The sequence below is a fragment of the Mycolicibacter terrae genome (assembly GCF_010727125.1).
In the GTDB taxonomy this organism is placed as follows: domain Bacteria; phylum Actinomycetota; class Actinomycetes; order Mycobacteriales; family Mycobacteriaceae; genus Mycobacterium; species Mycobacterium terrae.
In genome coordinates, this window is sequence record NZ_AP022564.1 from 2,514,212 (window position 1) to 2,531,366 (window position 17,155).

The following is a 17,155-nucleotide window of genomic DNA, read 5'->3' on the forward strand; positions in this document are numbered from 1 at the left end:
AGGAGTCAACAGCGATGGCGTTCTCAGTTCAGATGCCGGCACTCGGTGAGAGCGTCACCGAAGGAACCGTGACCCGCTGGCTCAAGAAGGAGGGCGACACCGTCGAGGTCGACGAGCCCCTGCTGGAGGTCTCCACCGACAAGGTCGACACCGAGATCCCCGCGCCGGTGTCCGGCGTGCTGACCAAGATCATCGCCGAGGAGGACGCCACGGTCGAGGTCGGCGGCGAGTTGGCGTTGATCGGCGAGGCCGGCGAGCAGGCCCAGGCGCCGGCGGCAGCACCTGCCGCCCCCGCGGCCGAGCCCGCAGCGCCCGAGCCCGCAGCGTCCGAGCCCGCGGCGTCCGCGCCCGAGCCCGCAGCGTCCGCACCCGAGCCCGCGGCGCCGGCACCGGCCGGTGACGGCACCCCGGTGCTGATGCCCGAGTTGGGCGAATCGGTCACCGAGGGCACCGTGACGCGCTGGCTGAAGCAGGTCGGCGACTCGGTCGAGGTCGACGAACCGCTGGTGGAGGTCTCCACCGACAAGGTCGACACCGAGATCCCGTCGCCGGTGGCCGGGACCCTGCTGGCGATCACCGCCGAAGAGGACGCCACCGTCGAGGTCGGCGGCGAGCTGGCCAGGATCGGTTCGGCGTCCGGGGCCGCACCGGCGGCAGCACCGGCACCGGCACCCGCACCCGAGCCGGAGCCGGAACCGGAACCGGAACCGGAACCGGCGCCCGCACCGCAGGCCCGGCCCGAGCCCGAGCCCGCACCGACACCGGCGCCCGCGCCCGCCGCCACAGCCCGGCGCGACACACCGGCGCAGCCCTCCCCCGGCTCCGACGCCACGCCCTACGTCACCCCGCTGGTGCGCAAGCTCGCCACCGACAACAACGTCGATCTGAGCCAGGTCACCGGCACCGGGGTGGGCGGGCGGATCCGCAAGCAGGACGTGCTGGCCTTTGCAGAACAGCAGAAGGCACCGGCCGCCCCGGCCGCCGAGCGTCCCGCGGCACCGTCGCCCGCAGCCGCCCCGGCGCCGGCCGCTGCTCCGGCCTCGGCGCTGGCACACCTGCGCGGCAGCACGGCCAAGGCCAGCCGGATCCGGCAGATCACCGCCAAGAAGACCCGCGAATCCCTGCAGGCCACCGCTCAACTCACCCAGACCCACGAGGTCGACATGACCAAGATCGTGTCGCTGCGGGCCAGGGCCAAGTCCGACTTCGCCGAGCGCGAGGGGGTCAACCTGACCTACCTGCCGTTCATCGCCCGCGCGGTGATCGACGCGCTCAAGGCGCACCCGAACGTCAACGCCAGCTATAACGAGGACGCCGGTGAGATCACCTATTACGACGCCGAGCACCTGGGTTTCGCCGTCGACACCGAACAGGGGCTGCTGTCCCCGGTGATCCACAACGCGGGCGACCTTTCGCTGGCGGGATTGGCGCGGGCCATCGCCGACATCGCCGCCCGAGCGCGGTCGGGCGCCCTCAAACCGGACGAACTGTCCGGGGGCACCTTCACGATCACCAACATCGGCAGTCAGGGCGCGCTGTTCGACACCCCGATCCTGGTTCCGCCGCAGGCCGCCATGCTCGGCACCGGGGCCATCGTCAAGCGGCCGCGGGTCGTCATCGACGAGGCCGGCAACGAGTCGGTCGGGGTACGGTCGGTCTGCTACCTGCCGCTGACCTACGACCACCGGCTGATCGACGGCGCCGACGCCGGCAGGTTCGTGACCACGATCAAGAATCGACTCGAAGAAGGCGCGTTCGAGGCAGAGCTGGGGCTGTAGCGGCCTTAGGGGCTTTAGGAAGGGCTGCAAGAGGTTTCAGCTGTGGACTACCCCATCGTCGCGATCGCCGGGTCGTCGGGGCTGATCGGCTCCGCTCTGGCGTCGGCCCTGCGTGCCGCCGACCACCAGGTGCTGCGGATCGTGCGCCGGGCACCGACCGGCACCGGCGAGCTGCGCTGGGATCCCGAGGCCGGCGAGATCGACGTGGACGCCCTGACCGGGGTCGACGCGGTGGTCAATCTGTGCGGCATCGGCATCAGTGACCGCCGCTGGTCCGGGGCATTCAAGCAGAACCTGCGCGACAGTCGGATCACCCCGACCGAGGTGCTGTCGACGGCGGTGGCGCGGGCTGGGGTGCCGGTGCTGATCAATGCCAGCGGGGTCGCCTTCTACGGCGATACCGGCGCCCGCACGGTCGACGAGTCCGCACCGGCCGGTGACGGGTTCCTGGCCCGGCTCGCCCAGGACTGGGAAGCAGCTACCGGGCCGGCCCGGGATGCCGGCGCCCGGGTGGTGCTGGCCCGCACCGGGTTGGTGCTGGCCCGCTCGGGCGGGCTTCTGGCCCGGCTGCGTCCGTTGTTCTCGCTGGGGCTGGGCAGCCGGCTGGGCAGTGGCCGCCAGTACATGCCCTGGATCAGCCTGGACGACGAGATCCGGGCTCTGCGGTTCGCGATGGCCGAGTCGACGATCGCCGGGCCGGTCAACCTGACCGGGCCCGCCCCGGTCACCAACGCCGAGTTCACCGCCGCGCTCGGCCGGGCGCTGAACCGGCCGGCACCGCTGCAGCTGCCCGGGTTCGCGGCCCGGGTCGCCTTAGGCGAACTCGCCGATGAGGGGCTGCTCACCGGTCAGCGCGCCATTCCGGCCGCATTGGAGCAGGCCGGCTTCCAATTCCGGCACAACACCATCGGTGAGGCGCTCGACTACGCCACCGCGCGCCCCACCCCGCTGTGATCCCCCGTCCCCGGCGCCCCGCGGACCCGTTCCGGCGGCCGGTGCCAAGCCGGGTAGCCTGCGAGCATGAGGTCCATCCGGTCTGACACCGCGCCGCTCGAGGTACGTCAGCTCGGCACCGTCGACTACGGCACCGCCTGGCAGCTGCAGCGTGATCTGGCCGACGCCAGGGTGGCCGGTGGCCCGGACACTCTGCTGCTGTTGGAGCATCCGCCGGTCTACACCGCCGGGCGGCGCACCGAGCCGCACGAACGCCCGCTCGCATCTGTTCAAGGCACCCCGGTGGTCGACGTCGACCGGGGCGGCAGGATCACCTGGCACGGCCCCGGCCAGCTGGTCGGCTACCCGATCATCGGACTGGCCGAGCCGATGGATGTGGTCAATTATGTACGACGGCTTGAAGAGTCACTCATCGAAGTGTGCAACACCTTGGGCCTCAACACGATTCGCGTGGATGGACGGTCGGGGGTTTGGCTTCCGGCCGACGGCGTCCGCCCGGCTCGCAAGGTCGCCGCGGTCGGCGTACGGGTGGCCCGCGCGACCACCCTGCACGGGTTCGCGCTCAATTGTGATTGTGACCTCAGTGCGTTCAGCTCGATCGTGCCGTGCGGGATCGCCGACGCGGGCGTGACATCGCTGTCGGCGGAGTTGGACTTTGTGACCAGCGTCGACGACGTCCGGCACGCGGTCGCCAGCGCGGTCGTCGACGCTCTGGACGGCGTGCTGCCGGTGCGCGAACACTTCGAGTCGCGCGTAACATCGACCCGGTGAGCGTCGTTCCGGAAGGCCGTAGATTACGCCGTGCCGAGGCACGCAACGCCGAGACGCCGATCGAGCGCAAACCTTCGTGGATCAAAACCCGCGCCCGGATGGGCCCGAACTACACCGACCTCAAGGGCTTGGTGAAGCGGGAGAAGCTGCACACCGTGTGCGAGGAGGCGGGCTGCCCCAACATCTACGAGTGTTGGGAAGACCGAGAGGCCACCTTCCTGATCGGCGGCGAGGTCTGCACCCGTAACTGTTCGTTCTGCTTGATCAAATCGGGTAAGCCGAGCGAACTCGACCGCGATGAGCCGCGCCGGGTCGCCGAGAGCGTGCAGGCGATGGGGCTGCGGTATTCGACCGTGACCGGTGTCGCCCGCGACGATCTGGCCGACCAGGGTTCCTGGCTCTACGCCGAGACGGTGCGTGCCATCAAGGCACTCAACCCCTCGACCGGTGTCGAGTTGCTGATCCCGGACTTCGGCGGCCGGCCCGACCTACTGGGCGAGGTCTTCGAATCCCGCCCGGAAGTGCTGGCGCACAACGTCGAAACGGTGCCGCGCATCTTCAGGTTGATCCGGCCCGGATTCAGCTACGAGCGCAGCCTCGGCGTGCTGACCCAGGCCCGCGACGCCGGGCTGGTCGCCAAGAGCAACCTCATCCTGGGCATGGGAGAGACCGCCGAGGAGATCCGTGAGGCGCTGTCGGCCATGTACGACGCCGGCGCCGAGCTGGTCACCATCACCCAGTACCTGCGGCCCAGCGAACGCCATCATCCGATCGACCGGTGGGTCAAGCCCGAAGAGTTCGTCGAGCACGCCCGGTACGCCGAAGAGCTCGGGTTCGCCGGGGTGATGTCGGGGCCGCTGGTGCGCTCGTCGTATCGGGCCGGCCGGCTCTATCAGCAGGCCATGGAGCGTCGCGCCGAGCTGGGCCGCACCGCAGCCCACGGCTGACGGTAACCCCTGCTGGGTATCCTTGGTAGCTATGTCCAGACCGCGCACCACCGCCGAGAACAAGGCTGCCCGGGCGGCGGCCAAAGCCACCCGCAAGGCCGCCTCCAAGGAGCGCCGCACCCAGCTCTGGCAGGCCTTCCAGCTGCAGCGCAAAGAGGACAAGCGGCTGTTGCCGTATATGATCGGCGCCTTTGTGCTGGTCTCCGGGGTGACCACCGCCCTGGCGTTCAACGGCGGCACCTTCGCCAAGTTGACGACGATTCCGCTCGGCCTGGTGCTGGGCGCGCTGGTGGCGTTCGTGATCTTCGGCCGCCGTGCCCAGCGGACGGTGTATCGCAAGGCCGAGGGGCAGGCCGGTGCGGCAGCGTGGGCGCTGGAGAATCTCCGGGGCAAGTGGCGGGTCACCTCGGCGGTGGCCGCCACCGGCCAGCTCGACGCGGTGCACCGTGTGATCGGACGGCCGGGCATCATCTTCGTCGCCGAAGGCTCGGCTTCCCGGCTCAAACCACTGCTGGCCCAAGAGAAGAAGCGCACCGCCCGGCTGGTCGGCGACGTCCCGATCTACGACGTGGTGGTGGGCCCCGGTGACGGCGAGGTTCCGCTGGCCAAGCTGGAACGGTTCCTGACCAAGCTCCCGGCCAACATCTCGACCAAGCAGATGGATTCGCTGGAGTCGCGGCTGAGCGCACTGGGCTCGCGGACCGGCACCGCGGCCATGCCCAAAGGCCCGCTGCCCGGCGGTGCGAAGCTGCGCGGTGTGCAGCGCGCCGTGCGCCGGCGCTAGCGGCTTCGCACCACCGCGGTGGCGGTGGCGCGGTCCTGCAGACCGCGACCGTCGGCGTCGGTGAACAGCGCCGGGACCACCAGCGCGATCAGTAGTCCGCGGAGCACCGCGCGCACGATTCCGACTCCCGGGCCGGCCCCGTCCACCGCGATCACCCGTAGCCCGCAGGCGTACTGGCCCGGCGTGAAGCCGAACAGTCGCAGTGCCGCGGCGCCGAGCACCAGCCAGATGACCAGCACGGCGGTCGCCAGCAAGTCCTGGGTCAGCACGCCCAGTACCAGACCCAGGCCGGCGATCCCGTAGGCCACCAGCCAGTCGACGGCCAGGGCCAGCACGCGACGCCCCGTCGAGGCCAGCGAGCCGGGACCGGTGGGTGGCAGGCCCAGAGCCTGCCCCGGGGCGCCGTCGGGAGGCTGCGGTCCGGCCGACTCCGGCCCGGACAGCCACGATGAGAAGGTGCGGCTCATGGTCCCTACGATAAGCGGGGCGGGACCCGACCCGGCTTCGCCCGGCCCCGTCGCCGTTGCGTAACGTCAGCAGCCAGCGTCCGACCGTGGCAGCCACCGGAGGAGAACAGTTCTGTGACCGACAAGACGGCCGACGACATTCTCAAACTCGTCGCCGATGAGAACGTGGAGTACATCGACATCCAGTTCTGCGACTTGCCGGGCATGATGCAGCATCTGACGATCCCCGCCTCCACGCTGGATGCGAGCGTTTTCGAGGACGGATTGGCCTTCGACGGCTCCTCGATCCGCGGCTTCCAGTCCATCCACGAGTCGGACATGATGCTGCTGCCGGACTTCTCCACCGCGCAGATCGATCCGTTCCGGGCGGCCAAGACGCTGAACCTGAACTTCTTCGTGCACGACCCGTTCACCCGCGAGCCCTACTCGCGTGATCCGCGCAACGTCGCGCGCAAAGCCGAGAACTACCTGGCCAGCACCGGCATCGCCGACACCGCCTACTTCGGTGCCGAGGCCGAGTTCTACATCTTCGACTCGGTGAGATTCGACTCCCAGATGAACGGCACCTTCTATGCCGTCGACTCCGATTCGGGCTGGTGGAACACCGGCTCACCGACGGAGATCGGCGGAGGGGTCAACCGCGGTTACAAGACGCGCCCGAAGGGCGGCTACTTCCCGGTGGCGCCCAACGACCACTACGTCGACCTGCGCGACGCCATGACCACCAACCTCACCAACGCCGGCCTGACCCTGGAACGCGGCCATCACGAGTGCGGCTCCGGCGGGCAGGCCGAGATCAACTACAAGTTCAACACGCTGCTACACGCCGCCGATGATCTGATGCTGTTCAAATACATCATCAAGAACACCGCCTGGGCGCACGGCAAGACCGTCACCTTCATGCCCAAACCGCTCTTCGGCGACAACGGCTCGGGCATGCACGTGCACCTGTCACTGTGGAAGGACGGCGAGCCGCTGTTCTACGACGAGGCCGGCTACGCCGGGCTGTCCGACCTCGCCCGCTACTGCATCGGCGGCATCCTGCACCACGCGCCGTCGCTGCTGGCGTTCACCAACCCGACCATCAACTCCTACAAGCGCCTGGTGCCGCACTATGAGGCGCCGATCAACCTGGTCTACAGCCAGCGCAACCGGTCGGCCTGCGTGCGCATCCCGATCACCGGCACCAATCCGAAGGCCAAGCGGCTGGAGTTCCGCTGCCCGGACTCCTCGGGCAACCCGTATCTGGCGTTCGCGGCCATGCTGATGGCGTGCATCGACGGCGTCAAGAACAAGATCGAGCCGGCTGCGCCGGTCGACAAGGATCTCTACGAGCTGCCCCCCGACGAGGCCGCCGGCATTCCGCAGGCCCCGACCCAGTTGGCCCAGGTGATGGACAACCTGGAGGCCGATCACGAATACCTCACCGAGGGCGGGGTTTTCACCCCGGATCTGATCGAGAACTGGCTGCGCTACAAACGGGACCACGAGATCACCCCGGTCAACCTGCGCCCGCACCCCTACGAGTTCGCGCTGTACTACGACTGCTGAGTCGAGATGCGGCGGCGTGGGCATCCGCCGACCAGGTCGCCTCCCAACACCCGCGGGAACGTGGCCGTCCTAGGCTGGTGAGCGGGGCGTCAGCCGCCGATTCGGTTGTGCAGCAACGCCAGCCCTGGACCGTTGAGTTCGCGAGTGACGCCGTGGCGCCCGGCGAGGGCCAACAACAGGGCCTCCGCCCGACCGTAGACATCACGCCCACGTCCGACGGCCCAGTCCAGGTCAGTGGCGATCAACCGAAGCCCACGAATCCGCGAGTGGGCATGGATCGGCGGCGCAAAGCGCGCGAAGTTCAGTGCGGGCACCAGCCGGTCGGCGGGAATGCCACGAGGCAGGTTCAGTGGCCGGCGGATGTCGCCCGCGGGCTCACTACAGCGTTCGCGTCGCCGAAGAGGTTGCCGATCCACACGACCGGGATGGACGCAATCACCGCCGGGATCAACGGGAAGAAGTCGACCCCGAATATCTGGAGTTGAGCCGAAACCGCATCCGATAGCGAGCCGTCTGCGATCGCAGTGTCGAACGCCTGCGCGGCGCTGAGCATCGATTCGCCGGCATCCGCCCACTGCTGGTTGAGCGGCACGAAGAACAGCTGTCAATCAACTCCGACATGGAACCGGAATTCGCGAGGGTGTGGGCCCCGCCTCAGCGCCGCTTATCCACAATTGAGGTTTCATCCACAGTTGGGTGGTTCGGCGCTGTCGGGTTCGGCGATGGTGTCAGGCCTGGTTCTTAGCGTCGGGGTATGGCAACAGCACTGAGTGCGGTAGCGGCGCGGGAGCAGATCTGCGCGGCACTGGATGCCATCGATGCCGCCCATGCGGTGCTGCGGGAAACCTCTTCGGATCTGGTGGGCAACGCTTTTCGCGTCGATGTCGCCGCGCGCCTGGAGACCCAGGAGCGCACCAACCGGGGGTTGATGTACCGGATCTTCGGCGAGCTGGCCGACCCGCCCGATGGGGAGGGCTCGATCGCTGCGGTGCGGGACGCACTGTGGAAGCGGCTGCGGATCACCCCGCGCGAGATCACCCGCCGCTGCCGGCTGGCCGCCCGCATCCGGCACCGCCGCTCGCTGACCGGCGCCGAGATCCCCCCAGAGTTACCCGCCTTGGCGCAGGCGGTCGAAGCCGGTGCGGTTGGGGAGGACCACATCCGGGCGGTCTGCCAAGCCGTCGACGTGCTGCCGGCGTCGGTGCCGCCGGCCGACGTCGCCGAGGCCGAAGCCGCCCTGGTCACCCACGCCAGCCGGGTGGATTCGGGCGTCGTGGTCAAACTCGGCCAGCGCATCGCCGACTACCTCAACCCCGACGGACTGTTCAGCGATGAAGACCGGGCACGCCGCCGCGGCCTGGTCCTGGGCCGCCAAGGCCCGGACGGCATGTCGAAGCTCTCGGGGCTGCTGGATCCCGAGGCCCGTGCCTACTTCGAGGCCGTGGCCGCCGCGGTACGGCCTGGCCGGCACCAACCCAACGGGCAACCCCCAGGCCGTGATGAGCGCACCGACGCCCAGCGCCGCCACGACGCCTTCAAACTCGCCATGGCCACCGCCCTCTCCTCCAAGGGCTTGGGCACTCACCGTGGGCATCCGGTCACCGTCGTGGTCACCACTACTTTGGCCGAACTCAACCAAGCTGCCCACGCGGCACGCGATCCCTCGGTCCCCATGCCCACGCCCGCTACCACCGGCGGTGGGTCGCGGCTTCCCATGCGCGACCTGATCCGCATGGCGGGCAACGCGATTCACTACCTGGCTGTGTTCGACGACCACACCAAACGGCCGCTGTACCTGGGTCGGCAGAAGCGAGTGGCCACTGCCGACCAACGATTGATCTGCTACGCCCAAGTAGTCATTGCTTGTGCACTTATTTTGCCACACGCGTCAGTGTTATTCGCCGGGTCGGTCGCCGGAGGTCGTAGCTTCACGGGGCGTCTGTTGTTCGCTTGCCCGCCCCACCGACCCGAGGTGCGAGCGAACGCGAACGGTTGCGCCCTCGTCAGTACTGAGACCGGACAGCTCACAGGAGCCACTGGCGGCAGGATTGCGGCCATAGCCATAAACTTCCGTCAACAAAGTCGGCGGAGGGCCCAAAGCTGCCCTGTCGACCAAGGTCAACGTAGGCCAAGGAGGTTGAGACAGGTGTCCGACTATAAGTTGGAGGATGTTTTCAAGCTGGCGGGTGTCCCCGACGCGACGTTTGTAGAGCCAGTCGAATTTGACAGGCTTTTGGTCGCGCTGCGCACCCGAGGCCGCGGCGTCATAATCGAGGGCCCATCAGGAATTGGCAAGACGAGCGCCGTTGCAAAGGCTATCGAGAGACTGGCCGATCAACTAGGAACAAGTGTCTTGCCTTTGACCGCACGCCGCAAGGAAGATCGAGAACTAATAGCTGAGCTACCAAGCATTCCGGATGCTGGAGTCGTAGTTATCGATGACTTCCATAAACTTGACACAGCGTTGCGCCTAGAAATTGCGGACCACTTGAAGATCCTCGCAGACGAGGAACGTGGGGAAGCAAAAATTATAGTAATTGGCATTAATCGCGCCGGCGAGTCGCTGATTTCTCTTGCTCCGGACCTAAGCGGACGAATCGAGATCATCAAGTTCGGGATCAACCCAGACGACCGGGTGACGCGACTGATAGAACTTGGATGCGATGCGTTAAACATTACCATTCCGATAATTGACAATATAGTTCAAGCGGCCGATGGTAGTTTCAATATTGCGCAAATGCTTTGTCATGACGCATGCTTGACCGCAGGAGTAACGGAATCCGCTGAAGCGTCCACAGAATTGGGAGTCTCCTTCGAGCTGGTCCGTGAGAGAGTGCTCGATCGTCTAACTGGCTCTTTTTATCGACAAGCCGAAGTGTTCGCCAAAGGCAAGAAACTTCGACGCGAAGGCAGGGCGCCGTATTTGCAGATCCTTAGATGGCTCGCGATGAGCGATGAATGGACAATCGATCTCGATCGAGAGATGGCCAGAAACCCCGGATTACGAGGCAGTGTCGGTCAGGTCGTAGAAAAGGGCCACTTGGAGCGGCACATATCGGAACAAGAGGAAATGCTTGGCGGCTTGCTGCATTACGATGCAGAAGCCCGTGTCCTGGCGGTAGAAGATCCGAAGTTCTTCTTTTTTATCAAGAACCTAGCATGGAATAAGTTCGCCGAGAGGATCGGGTACTTCGATGTATCGTTCGAAAATCGTTATGATTTTGCACTATCATTTGCGGGCGCGGACCGGGATGTAGCGGGACTGTTGTTTGACGAATTGTCAGAACTTGAACACGAAATATTTTACGACCAGAATGAGCAAGCGCGCATTCTTGCCAAAAACGTTGAAGAGTACCTAGCGCCCATTTACAAGAGTGAAGCGACTTTTGTGGTGGTGATTTTGGGCCCAGAATACCCTCAGAGGATCTGGACGAAATTTGAATCAGAGCAGTTCAAGCAAAGATTCGGTGAAGACTCCGTAATCCCGATTTGGTTCGCAGGCGTCAACTATAGTTCTTTCGACATTTCTCGAGATGTAGGAGGCGAGACAGTCGATCGATCCCAGCCGCTGGAACCCCAGATAGAGGCCATCGCGTCTCGCCTTGCTCAGAAGCTCGCGCAATACCGAATATCGACACGACAAAGCCAGGAGGCAGCCTCAGCGTAGGGCAACGATCACAGTTGCCACACCCGTCCACCCGGTATCGCTCGTCGGTGATCAGTGTGAACGGCACACATCGTCATGGTGACGGTATGCAGTCAGGTAAGAACACGTACGTCAACCTTCCGGCCGGGTCGAAATGGGCCAGCTAGCCGGCAACCGCTGCCCGGGCCAGGGCCTCGTCGGCCCGGGCAGCGCGCACCGCCGCCACGATCGCCGACCACTCAGCCGGCGTCGGTAACGGCACGCCCCAACCGGTCCACTCGATCAGCACCGAGTGCAGTTCAATCCACCTGGCGCGCAAGCGGGTACCCGGCGATGCGATCCACCTGCCAGCCTCGTCGGCAGCGGCCTGGATCGCCCGCAGCTCGCACGGCGGCAACGGCCGCCCTTGGTCAGTCCGCATGATCGACCAGTCCAGGCCCACCACCGACCGCGATGATCCGCGGCTGCTGCGCTTCCAATGCGCGCACACGCTCCTCGAGCCGCAACAGACGCGCCGCCACCGCGGCGCCCAACTCGGCCGCAACCGCGGCCGTCCCATCATCGCCGGCGGTCACTCGAGGTCCCGATAATCAGCCAGGTCGGGCGCCGGCGGCAGCCCCGGATACCAGCCATCCCGCACCGCATGATCCGACAACTTCTGCTCCCCGGTCACCGCCGGGAACTGTCCACGCCCAGCGGCGACCTGCACCAACCACGTCGACATGCGGCCACCCACACCCGGCGCCCTATGCGGCGGCCCACCGTTCGCCGCCTCCCAGCTATCAAGGAAGTTCGCCACCCGGCCGCAGGACTCGTCCACCTGCCCGTAATGCAACGCAACGTCGAGGCACCGGACCGCCCGGAACCAATCACCCGCCGACCCGTAATCCAACGGCGGCCCCGCCGGGGCAACAAATCTACCCATGGTTGCGGCGCCCCCCGTTGTGGCCGGCGCCCCGCACCGCAGCCGGCCGCCCCGCCGACGCCGCCGGCCCCGCCGCGGCCACGGTGCGCTCCAGACCACGCCGCACCCGGCCCCACATCAGCACCGACTCCTTCTCGCTGGCCCTTATTTCAGCCGACAGCCGCACCAGGATCGCCGGGTCAGGCTCGGCACCACCGGCCTCAGCAGCCAGCGCAACTTCCAGCATCGCGATCCGGCAAGCCAGCCGCACACCGGCGTCGACCATCGCCGACTCATCCGGGGAGAACTGCACTCGGCCGCCGCCGATTTCGTTCAACAGCTCGGCGTACTCGGCACGGACCCGCGCCTCAACATCTGCCACCGTCACGGTGGTCTCCTTCCTCGCCCGGTTCGGGCGGCTCCCCATGGGGACTCGTATCTTCGGGCTTACCGGCAGCCCCTATGGCAGCCGACAGAACGCGCGATCGGCCGGGGGCGGCCCCCACCCCATCGCCGCAGGTCATCGGTACTGCTCACCGGTGTCGGGGTCGCACTGGGACGGGTGCAGTCGCGGTGGCCGCTTCCGATTGGTGCCCAACTGTTTGGCCCGGCCTTGCTTACCGGTGATGGATGCGTGGCAGCGTTTGCAGATTGCGCGGCAGTTGCTTGGCTCGTACGCAAGGTCTGGGCGTTCGTCAACGCTGAGGATGTGGTCGACCTGGGTTGCGCGACCTTGGCAGCCTTTGGCGCGCACTTGGCAGGTTTCATCGGCTTCATCGAGTACCTGTTTGCGTAGCTGTTTCCACTCCCAGGTGTTGGTGACCTTCGCGCTCTCGCTGCGTCGTGTCCAGCGTGACGATGACGGGTTGCGTTCGGGTCCTGGTGGCGGCCAACCGCTGGCTGATCTGCTGCCGCTCATCGCGTGCTCCGTCCTGGTCTGGTCGTGGTGGCCTGCCGGGCCGCCGCCGCCGCGCCGAGCGTTGCGGTGGTAGCTGTGATGGTCCGCGTGCTCAGTGAAGAAACCCCGGCGCATCTTGGGCCGAGTGGGCGCTGATCCCACCGGAACGAATGGTGGGGCGCCGTGTTGCGTTGGGGGCGGCCCGGCAGGCGCCACCGGCCCCCGGGGTCCTTAAGCCCGGGGTCGGTGGCAGGCCCCCGCCCGCGGTGCGCGGGTCGGGGCCTCACGTGTAGCCGGCCCCCGCCGCAACACAGTTTCTGGGATCGCGGTTGCGTCCCCAGCTTCCAAGTAACCGCGGATGTTCTGGCGGGGGCCGGGGCTTGTGTGGTGCGGCCGGCTCGGGCCGCACGGTTTGGGGGTGGCCCCGACCGCCGGCGCCCCCGGGGAAACCGGATAGGGACGGACCGGGGGCTGCGACAGTCGGTCGGGGCCACGATCATTCGCCGACTGTTTCGGCGTCGGCCGGCCACGGTGTGGTCAAGGCCCGGTGGAGGTGCCGGTCGGCCAGCTCGGCGACCCGCTGGAACGTTTGGCGGGCCGCGGCGGCAGATGCGACCGCGGTGGCCGCCTCCGGTTTGCCTGCCCGCACCAGGGCCTCGATGCTTCGGCCGCGGTGCCGCTGCGCTTCGCGGATGACAGCGGCAGCCTCGGCCGCAACTTCATCGAGGCGGGGCAGCACTTCGGCGCCGTGCTCGGCCAGCACCCCGCTGACGTGGTGCGCGGCGTTTTCAACGGCGGCGCCGTGGGCCTGCGCCCGCACATCGAGGGTGACGACTTCGGTGGCGAGGCGAGCCAGTTCGGTGTCGTCGCCGGCTGCGGCGGCCGCAGCAAGGGCGGCGTCGTCGGGCTTGCGCGGTGCCCTCGCGGTGAGCGCGTCCAGTTCGGCGAGTGCCTCGGCTACTGGCGTGGGGATCGGGCAGTCGAACTGCTGCAAGTCGCGGATGGCCTGGCGGGTTCGGACGTGTTGCAGTCCGGGTCGGTCGTTGAAAGACACAGTTTTCTCCTATCGTGTTGCGGTCTAGAGTGTTTCGCCAGTGCTGTCGTGGCCGGCGTAGGTGACGCCGGTGGCTTCGATCGCTGCTGCGGCGGCGTCGGGGTCGTAGGCGGGCCAGCCGCGGCCCAACGAGGTGGCGCCGTAGTCGGCGAGCGCGGCCTGGGCGGCGTCTTTGCGGAGCGCGGCGGCCTCGGGGTCCCCGAGCGGGGTTCCGGTCAGGAGGCGTTTCGCTGCGGCCCGCCGCACATCGGGGTCGGGGTGTTGAATGGTTGCGCGGACGGCGGCACCACCGCTGCGGAGCAGGCCGCGTAGTGCTTCGGCTGCGGCCTGCTGTTTTGTCTGCTGGTCTGCTGCCACGATTTTTCCCCTATCGGTGCTGTTGTCCTCCCGCCGGTGGCGGGTGGTCCTATCTGTTCGACTGTTCCCGGGGGGTCGGGGTGGCGCACCATCCAGTCTATCGTGTCCTGTTGTGCCGCAGCAATTTTCGTAGACTGGTCTACACCCCGGGGCTGCCTTTGCCCCCCGTACGGCCCACAGAGCGTTTCCCCCTACCGTCACCCGGCGGGCCGCGTCCGTGGCGGCTGGGCTGCGCGGCGGCGCAGCGCGTGGCGGGCCTGCCGGCCACGCCAGCTGCCGGCTGCCGGGGGTGCCGCTGGTGTTTGCTGATGGCCTGAAATATCGACTGCGGCTGACTGTGGCTGACTGCGGCGGCCGCAGTGCGCCGCAGTCGGGAAGTGACTGCGGCCGACTGCGGCTCGTACTAGAGAGCCGCAGTCGGCGCCGCAGTCACTGCCGCAGTCCCAGCCGCGGTCACTCATTGGATGCCCCAGCCGCAGTCGCGGGAGTTAACTGGTAGGCCGTCGCCCCCCTTGGCCCGCTCGCCGCGGTGATCCGTTGAGCCACCACGAGGTCGTCCACGGCGTCACGGATCGCGGCGTCGCCGAGCTTGTGGCCGCCGGCCCGTAGGTGGGCGCAGAGCTGCCGCCAGGACTCCACCCGCTGCCCATCCTGGGCAGCGATGACGGCGACCACCGCGTCGGCTACCGGGCTGGCGTCGGGGCCGACGTTGAGGTTGGTGCCGTCGCTGTCGGCCTTGGGTGCCCATATCGTCATGAAGTCCGGGCCGGCGCTGTCGGTGTCGTCCACCACGAGCGTGCCCATATAGGTTTTCCCCGGCACTGCCCGGCTGGGTTCCCCCTGTGCGCGCAGGTATCCGGGCCTGTCCTTGGTGATGTAGACGCGGGATGCGCCGCGCAGGCCACGGCCGAACGGTTCGACGTTCTCCAGCAGGATGCGGGCACCGTCGAGCGCGTTGCCTTTGTGCACACTGCCGATGGCGTCGCGGCGGCCGGCGTCGCGGATCATCGGCAGGTGGTCGCACGCCAGGGTGGCGGCGCCGGCGCGCAGGCAGGGCAGGATGAGGCGACGCCGGAACTCGGCGGCCCCCTCAACGTCCTTAATGCCGGCGCTGTGCAGTGCCATCGCCTCGTTCACCCCGTCGTGGATGACGAGGCGGGGCGCCGGGTCTAGCAGTGCGGCGAGCCAGTCGGACTGCACCGGGTTGATCGGCGCAACGAACCGCAGCCGGGCGGCGATCGTGGCATCCGGCAGCCCGAGGCGGCGTAGCCGTTCGATCGTGGACCCGGGGTCGGCTTCCTCGTAGTGGATGTAGACCACGTCACGGCCGGCTTTCATTTCGACAGCTGCGGCACCGAGCGCGAACCACGTTTTGCCCGACTCGGTTTCGCCGATGATGGCGTGCTCCTTGCCTGGGTAGAGGAACCGCAGCCCGTCCGATCGGGGTGGCCCAAGTTCGGGTGTGGGGCGTCGGATTTCGCCGCGCAGGTACGGGCCGAGGTCCATTGGCTGCCAGCCGGCCGCCTTGTCAGTGCCGGGCCGCGGTTCCCCATCGTGGGGTTGATCTTCGGCGCCGAGTTCGGCGGCGGTCACGGTGGTGTCGCCGAGGTCTGGGCCGGTGCTGTTGTTGGGCCGGTACGCGGCGCCTTCCTGGTCTGCTTTGCGTGCCGCCGAGGCCAGGGTGCCGGCGATGCCTTCCGTGCCGGCCCGCTGGGCGGCGTCGGTGAGTGTGGCGGTGACGATGGCCCGGTCCATGCCGGCGCCGTCTGCGAGCCGGTAGCAGCGCAGCGCCGCGGCATTGAGGGCGTTGTTGCGTCCCGTCTCCGGTGCCATGCCGGCCAGTTGGCCGGCATGGCTGTCTAGCGTCGCCAGGGCGTACCGTCTGTCCGCGCTGCTGTCACCGGGGGCCACCGGCGGTGGCGGTGGTGCAGGCGGTGCCGGGTACTGCTGTTCGGCGGCGTCGAGTCGTTGCCGGGCGTCGGCGACGGTGAGGGCGTCGGCGTGGGCATTGACTGTGAGCGTGACCGGCACCGGGTCCCGTTTGTGGTTGACGGTGCCGGGTACGCGCAGTACGCGGGCCAGCTCGCACACGTTGTCCGGTGTGCCGGCGCCATGCTGGGCCGCGACAGCGCACACGATCCGATACAGGCGGGCCAGTAGGGCGGCGGCGTCGTCGCGGGTGAACTCGTCGGTGATGGTGCCGCCGGTGACCGGCCAGTAAACGTGCCGGCCGTGCCCGGACGCGACGACGGCGGCGGGTTCGCCGAGCACCCGGATTATGTCGGCGAGGATCGCCGCCATCTGTGCCGGGCTGGTGTCGTCGTCGTCCAGTTCGCAGTACAGGGCAGCGAGCCGGGTCACGTCAGCAGCGGTCCCGCGGCCATGTTGTGCGCTGGTCGGGTTGACCCCGAACCATACGCACGACGGCTGCGGAACCTGACCGACTGCGGCCGGCAGCTCGGCGGCGTCCACGATGCGGGACGTAAACCGGCCGCGGGGGCGGGTCTGCCAGTTCAGCGAAACACGCTCGGCGGGCAGGTATCCCAGCACTCGGGCGAGATCGACACTGGCCGGGGTCGTGGTTGATCCGCTAGACTGTTTTGAGGTGCCCACCTCGGAAGCCCCCGCGCTGCGGGGGTTTTCGTTTGTCACGATGCCGCCGCGGTGTTACGACTGCCGGCGTTGAGGATGGCGACGACGCGGTTCAACTGTTCGGTGGTCGGTGCGGGCCAGTCGGCGACCACTTGGGCGGCCTGCTGTGCGAGCCTCTCGTAGGAGAGGGATTGCCGGGTGGTGAGCAGTTCGAGATCGTCTGCCGGCCGGTAGCGTTGGAGGGCGTTTACGCGGCCGCGGAGTTGTGCGACGGCGGGAGAAATACGGTAGGCGCGTGCCATTGTTCACCTGTTTTTGAGCGCGGAAAATCCCGGTTGAATTGCCCACAGTGGGCGGGATTTTCAAGTTGAGCCGCCACCGGTGTTGGGGCGGGTCGCGTCGCACCCTTATCGGTTTGCCGCTCGCTCGGGGGTTTCAGGTGATTTCCGTTT

19 protein-coding genes and 1 pseudogene are annotated in these 17,155 nt (G+C 67.7%); 8 read left to right on the top strand and 12 right to left on the bottom strand.

Translation table 11 applies throughout. The annotated features are described in order from the left end of the window. The first annotated feature begins 14 nt into the window (after positions 1-14). The 5 genes from sucB (at position 15) to G6N23_RS12140 (ending at position 5,234) form a co-directional block, all read left to right on the top strand. Positions 15-1,778 (top strand): 2-oxoglutarate dehydrogenase, E2 component, dihydrolipoamide succinyltransferase, encoded by a 1,764-nt coding sequence (sucB, locus tag G6N23_RS12120; RefSeq protein ID WP_085261050.1) that lies wholly within the window; start codon positions 15-17, stop codon positions 1,776-1,778. 42 nt (positions 1,779-1,820) lie between these two features. Continuing rightward, positions 1,821-2,732, top strand: a complete 912-nt coding sequence (locus G6N23_RS12125; RefSeq protein ID WP_085261051.1) for a TIGR01777 family oxidoreductase — start codon at positions 1,821-1,823, stop codon at positions 2,730-2,732. Between the two features lie 66 nt (positions 2,733-2,798). Beyond that, complete coding sequence (gene lipB, locus G6N23_RS12130; protein WP_085261052.1) at positions 2,799-3,503, top strand: lipoyl(octanoyl) transferase LipB; 705 nt, start codon at positions 2,799-2,801, stop codon at positions 3,501-3,503. Continuing rightward, positions 3,500-4,450 carry a lipoyl synthase gene (locus G6N23_RS12135; RefSeq protein ID WP_085261053.1) on the top strand — a complete coding sequence of 317 codons (951 nt, stop codon included), beginning with the start codon at positions 3,500-3,502 and terminating at the stop codon, positions 4,448-4,450. Before lipB ends, G6N23_RS12135 begins: the two co-directional genes overlap by 4 nt. A 31-nt stretch (positions 4,451-4,481) precedes the next feature. Then, positions 4,482-5,234: a DUF4191 domain-containing protein gene (locus tag G6N23_RS12140; protein WP_085261054.1), complete on the top strand. Its 753-nt coding sequence runs from the start codon at positions 4,482-4,484 to the stop codon at positions 5,232-5,234. Here G6N23_RS12140 and G6N23_RS12145 read toward each other — a convergent pair. After that, positions 5,231-5,701, bottom strand: a complete 471-nt coding sequence (locus G6N23_RS12145) for an RDD family protein (RefSeq protein WP_085261055.1) — start codon at positions 5,699-5,701, stop codon at positions 5,231-5,233. The two genes, G6N23_RS12140 and G6N23_RS12145, sit on opposite strands and share 4 nt — an antisense overlap. A gap of 114 nt (positions 5,702-5,815) precedes the next feature. Between G6N23_RS12145 and glnA the strand changes: the two genes are divergently transcribed. Further along, entirely contained in the window at positions 5,816-7,252 is a 1,437-nt protein-coding gene (gene glnA, locus G6N23_RS12150; protein ID WP_085261056.1) for a type I glutamate--ammonia ligase, read from the top strand. 89 nt (positions 7,253-7,341) lie between these two features. Here the strand turns inward: glnA and G6N23_RS22685 are convergent, their stop codons facing one another. Together G6N23_RS22685 and G6N23_RS12160 are read right to left on the bottom strand one after the other, a co-directional pair. Continuing rightward, positions 7,342-7,497, bottom strand: a complete 156-nt coding sequence (locus G6N23_RS22685) for a hypothetical protein (RefSeq protein ID WP_157997526.1) — start codon at positions 7,495-7,497, stop codon at positions 7,342-7,344. A gap of 101 nt (positions 7,498-7,598) precedes the next feature. Then, the gene (locus G6N23_RS12160; RefSeq protein ID WP_179961133.1) at positions 7,599-7,844 is read right to left on the bottom strand and encodes a hypothetical protein; all 246 of its coding nucleotides are present in this window, start codon (positions 7,842-7,844) and stop codon (positions 7,599-7,601) included. Between the two features lie 162 nt (positions 7,845-8,006). Between G6N23_RS12160 and G6N23_RS21980 the strand changes: the two are divergent. After that, positions 8,007-9,104 (top strand): annotated as a pseudogene (locus G6N23_RS21980) (DUF222 domain-containing protein); the annotation flags it as partial. A 1,957-nt stretch (positions 9,105-11,061) separates the two neighbouring features. Here the strand turns inward: G6N23_RS21980 and G6N23_RS12175 are convergent. The 5 genes from G6N23_RS12175 to G6N23_RS22690 form a co-directional block, all read right to left on the bottom strand. Then, complete coding sequence (locus G6N23_RS12175) at positions 11,062-11,319, bottom strand: hypothetical protein (RefSeq protein WP_085261058.1); 258 nt, start codon at positions 11,317-11,319, stop codon at positions 11,062-11,064. Further along, complete coding sequence (locus G6N23_RS12180) at positions 11,309-11,473, bottom strand: hypothetical protein (protein ID WP_157997525.1); 165 nt, start codon at positions 11,471-11,473, stop codon at positions 11,309-11,311. The genes G6N23_RS12175 and G6N23_RS12180 overlap by 11 nt, the downstream gene beginning before the upstream one ends. Then, complete coding sequence (locus G6N23_RS21985) at positions 11,470-11,622, bottom strand: hypothetical protein (RefSeq protein WP_234808620.1); 153 nt, start codon at positions 11,620-11,622, stop codon at positions 11,470-11,472. Before G6N23_RS21985 ends, G6N23_RS12180 begins: the two co-directional genes overlap by 4 nt. Before the next feature lie 193 nt (positions 11,623-11,815). Continuing rightward, positions 11,816-12,190: a hypothetical protein gene (locus G6N23_RS12190; protein ID WP_234808621.1), complete on the bottom strand. Its 375-nt coding sequence runs from the start codon at positions 12,188-12,190 to the stop codon at positions 11,816-11,818. A gap of 132 nt (positions 12,191-12,322) precedes the next feature. Next, a complete protein-coding gene (locus tag G6N23_RS22690; protein WP_372508900.1) occupies positions 12,323-12,511 on the bottom strand; it encodes a hypothetical protein in 189 nt (62 codons plus the stop codon). Between G6N23_RS22690 and G6N23_RS21990 the strand changes: the two genes are divergently transcribed. Next, the gene (locus G6N23_RS21990; protein ID WP_234808622.1) at positions 12,437-12,598 is read left to right on the top strand and encodes a hypothetical protein; all 162 of its coding nucleotides are present in this window, start codon (positions 12,437-12,439) and stop codon (positions 12,596-12,598) included. The two genes, G6N23_RS22690 and G6N23_RS21990, sit on opposite strands and share 75 nt — an antisense overlap. 598 nt (positions 12,599-13,196) lie before the next feature. On the opposite strand, the gene G6N23_RS12200 is transcribed toward G6N23_RS21990, so the two are convergent. The 4 genes from G6N23_RS12200 to G6N23_RS12215 form a co-directional block, all read right to left on the bottom strand. Continuing rightward, positions 13,197-13,754 carry a hypothetical protein gene (locus G6N23_RS12200; RefSeq protein WP_085261061.1) on the bottom strand — a complete coding sequence of 186 codons (558 nt, stop codon included), beginning with the start codon at positions 13,752-13,754 and terminating at the stop codon, positions 13,197-13,199. Positions 13,755-13,778: 24 nt separating this feature from the next. Beyond that, the gene (locus G6N23_RS12205; protein ID WP_085261062.1) at positions 13,779-14,111 is read right to left on the bottom strand and encodes a hypothetical protein; all 333 of its coding nucleotides are present in this window, start codon (positions 14,109-14,111) and stop codon (positions 13,779-13,781) included. 453 nt (positions 14,112-14,564) lie between these two features. Continuing rightward, complete coding sequence (locus G6N23_RS21995) at positions 14,565-16,661, bottom strand: AAA family ATPase (protein WP_234808623.1); 2,097 nt, start codon at positions 16,659-16,661, stop codon at positions 14,565-14,567. Positions 16,662-16,759: 98 nt separating this feature from the next. Further along, complete coding sequence (locus G6N23_RS12215) at positions 16,760-17,005, bottom strand: hypothetical protein (protein WP_085261063.1); 246 nt, start codon at positions 17,003-17,005, stop codon at positions 16,760-16,762. Between the last annotated feature and the right edge of the window lie 150 nt (positions 17,006-17,155).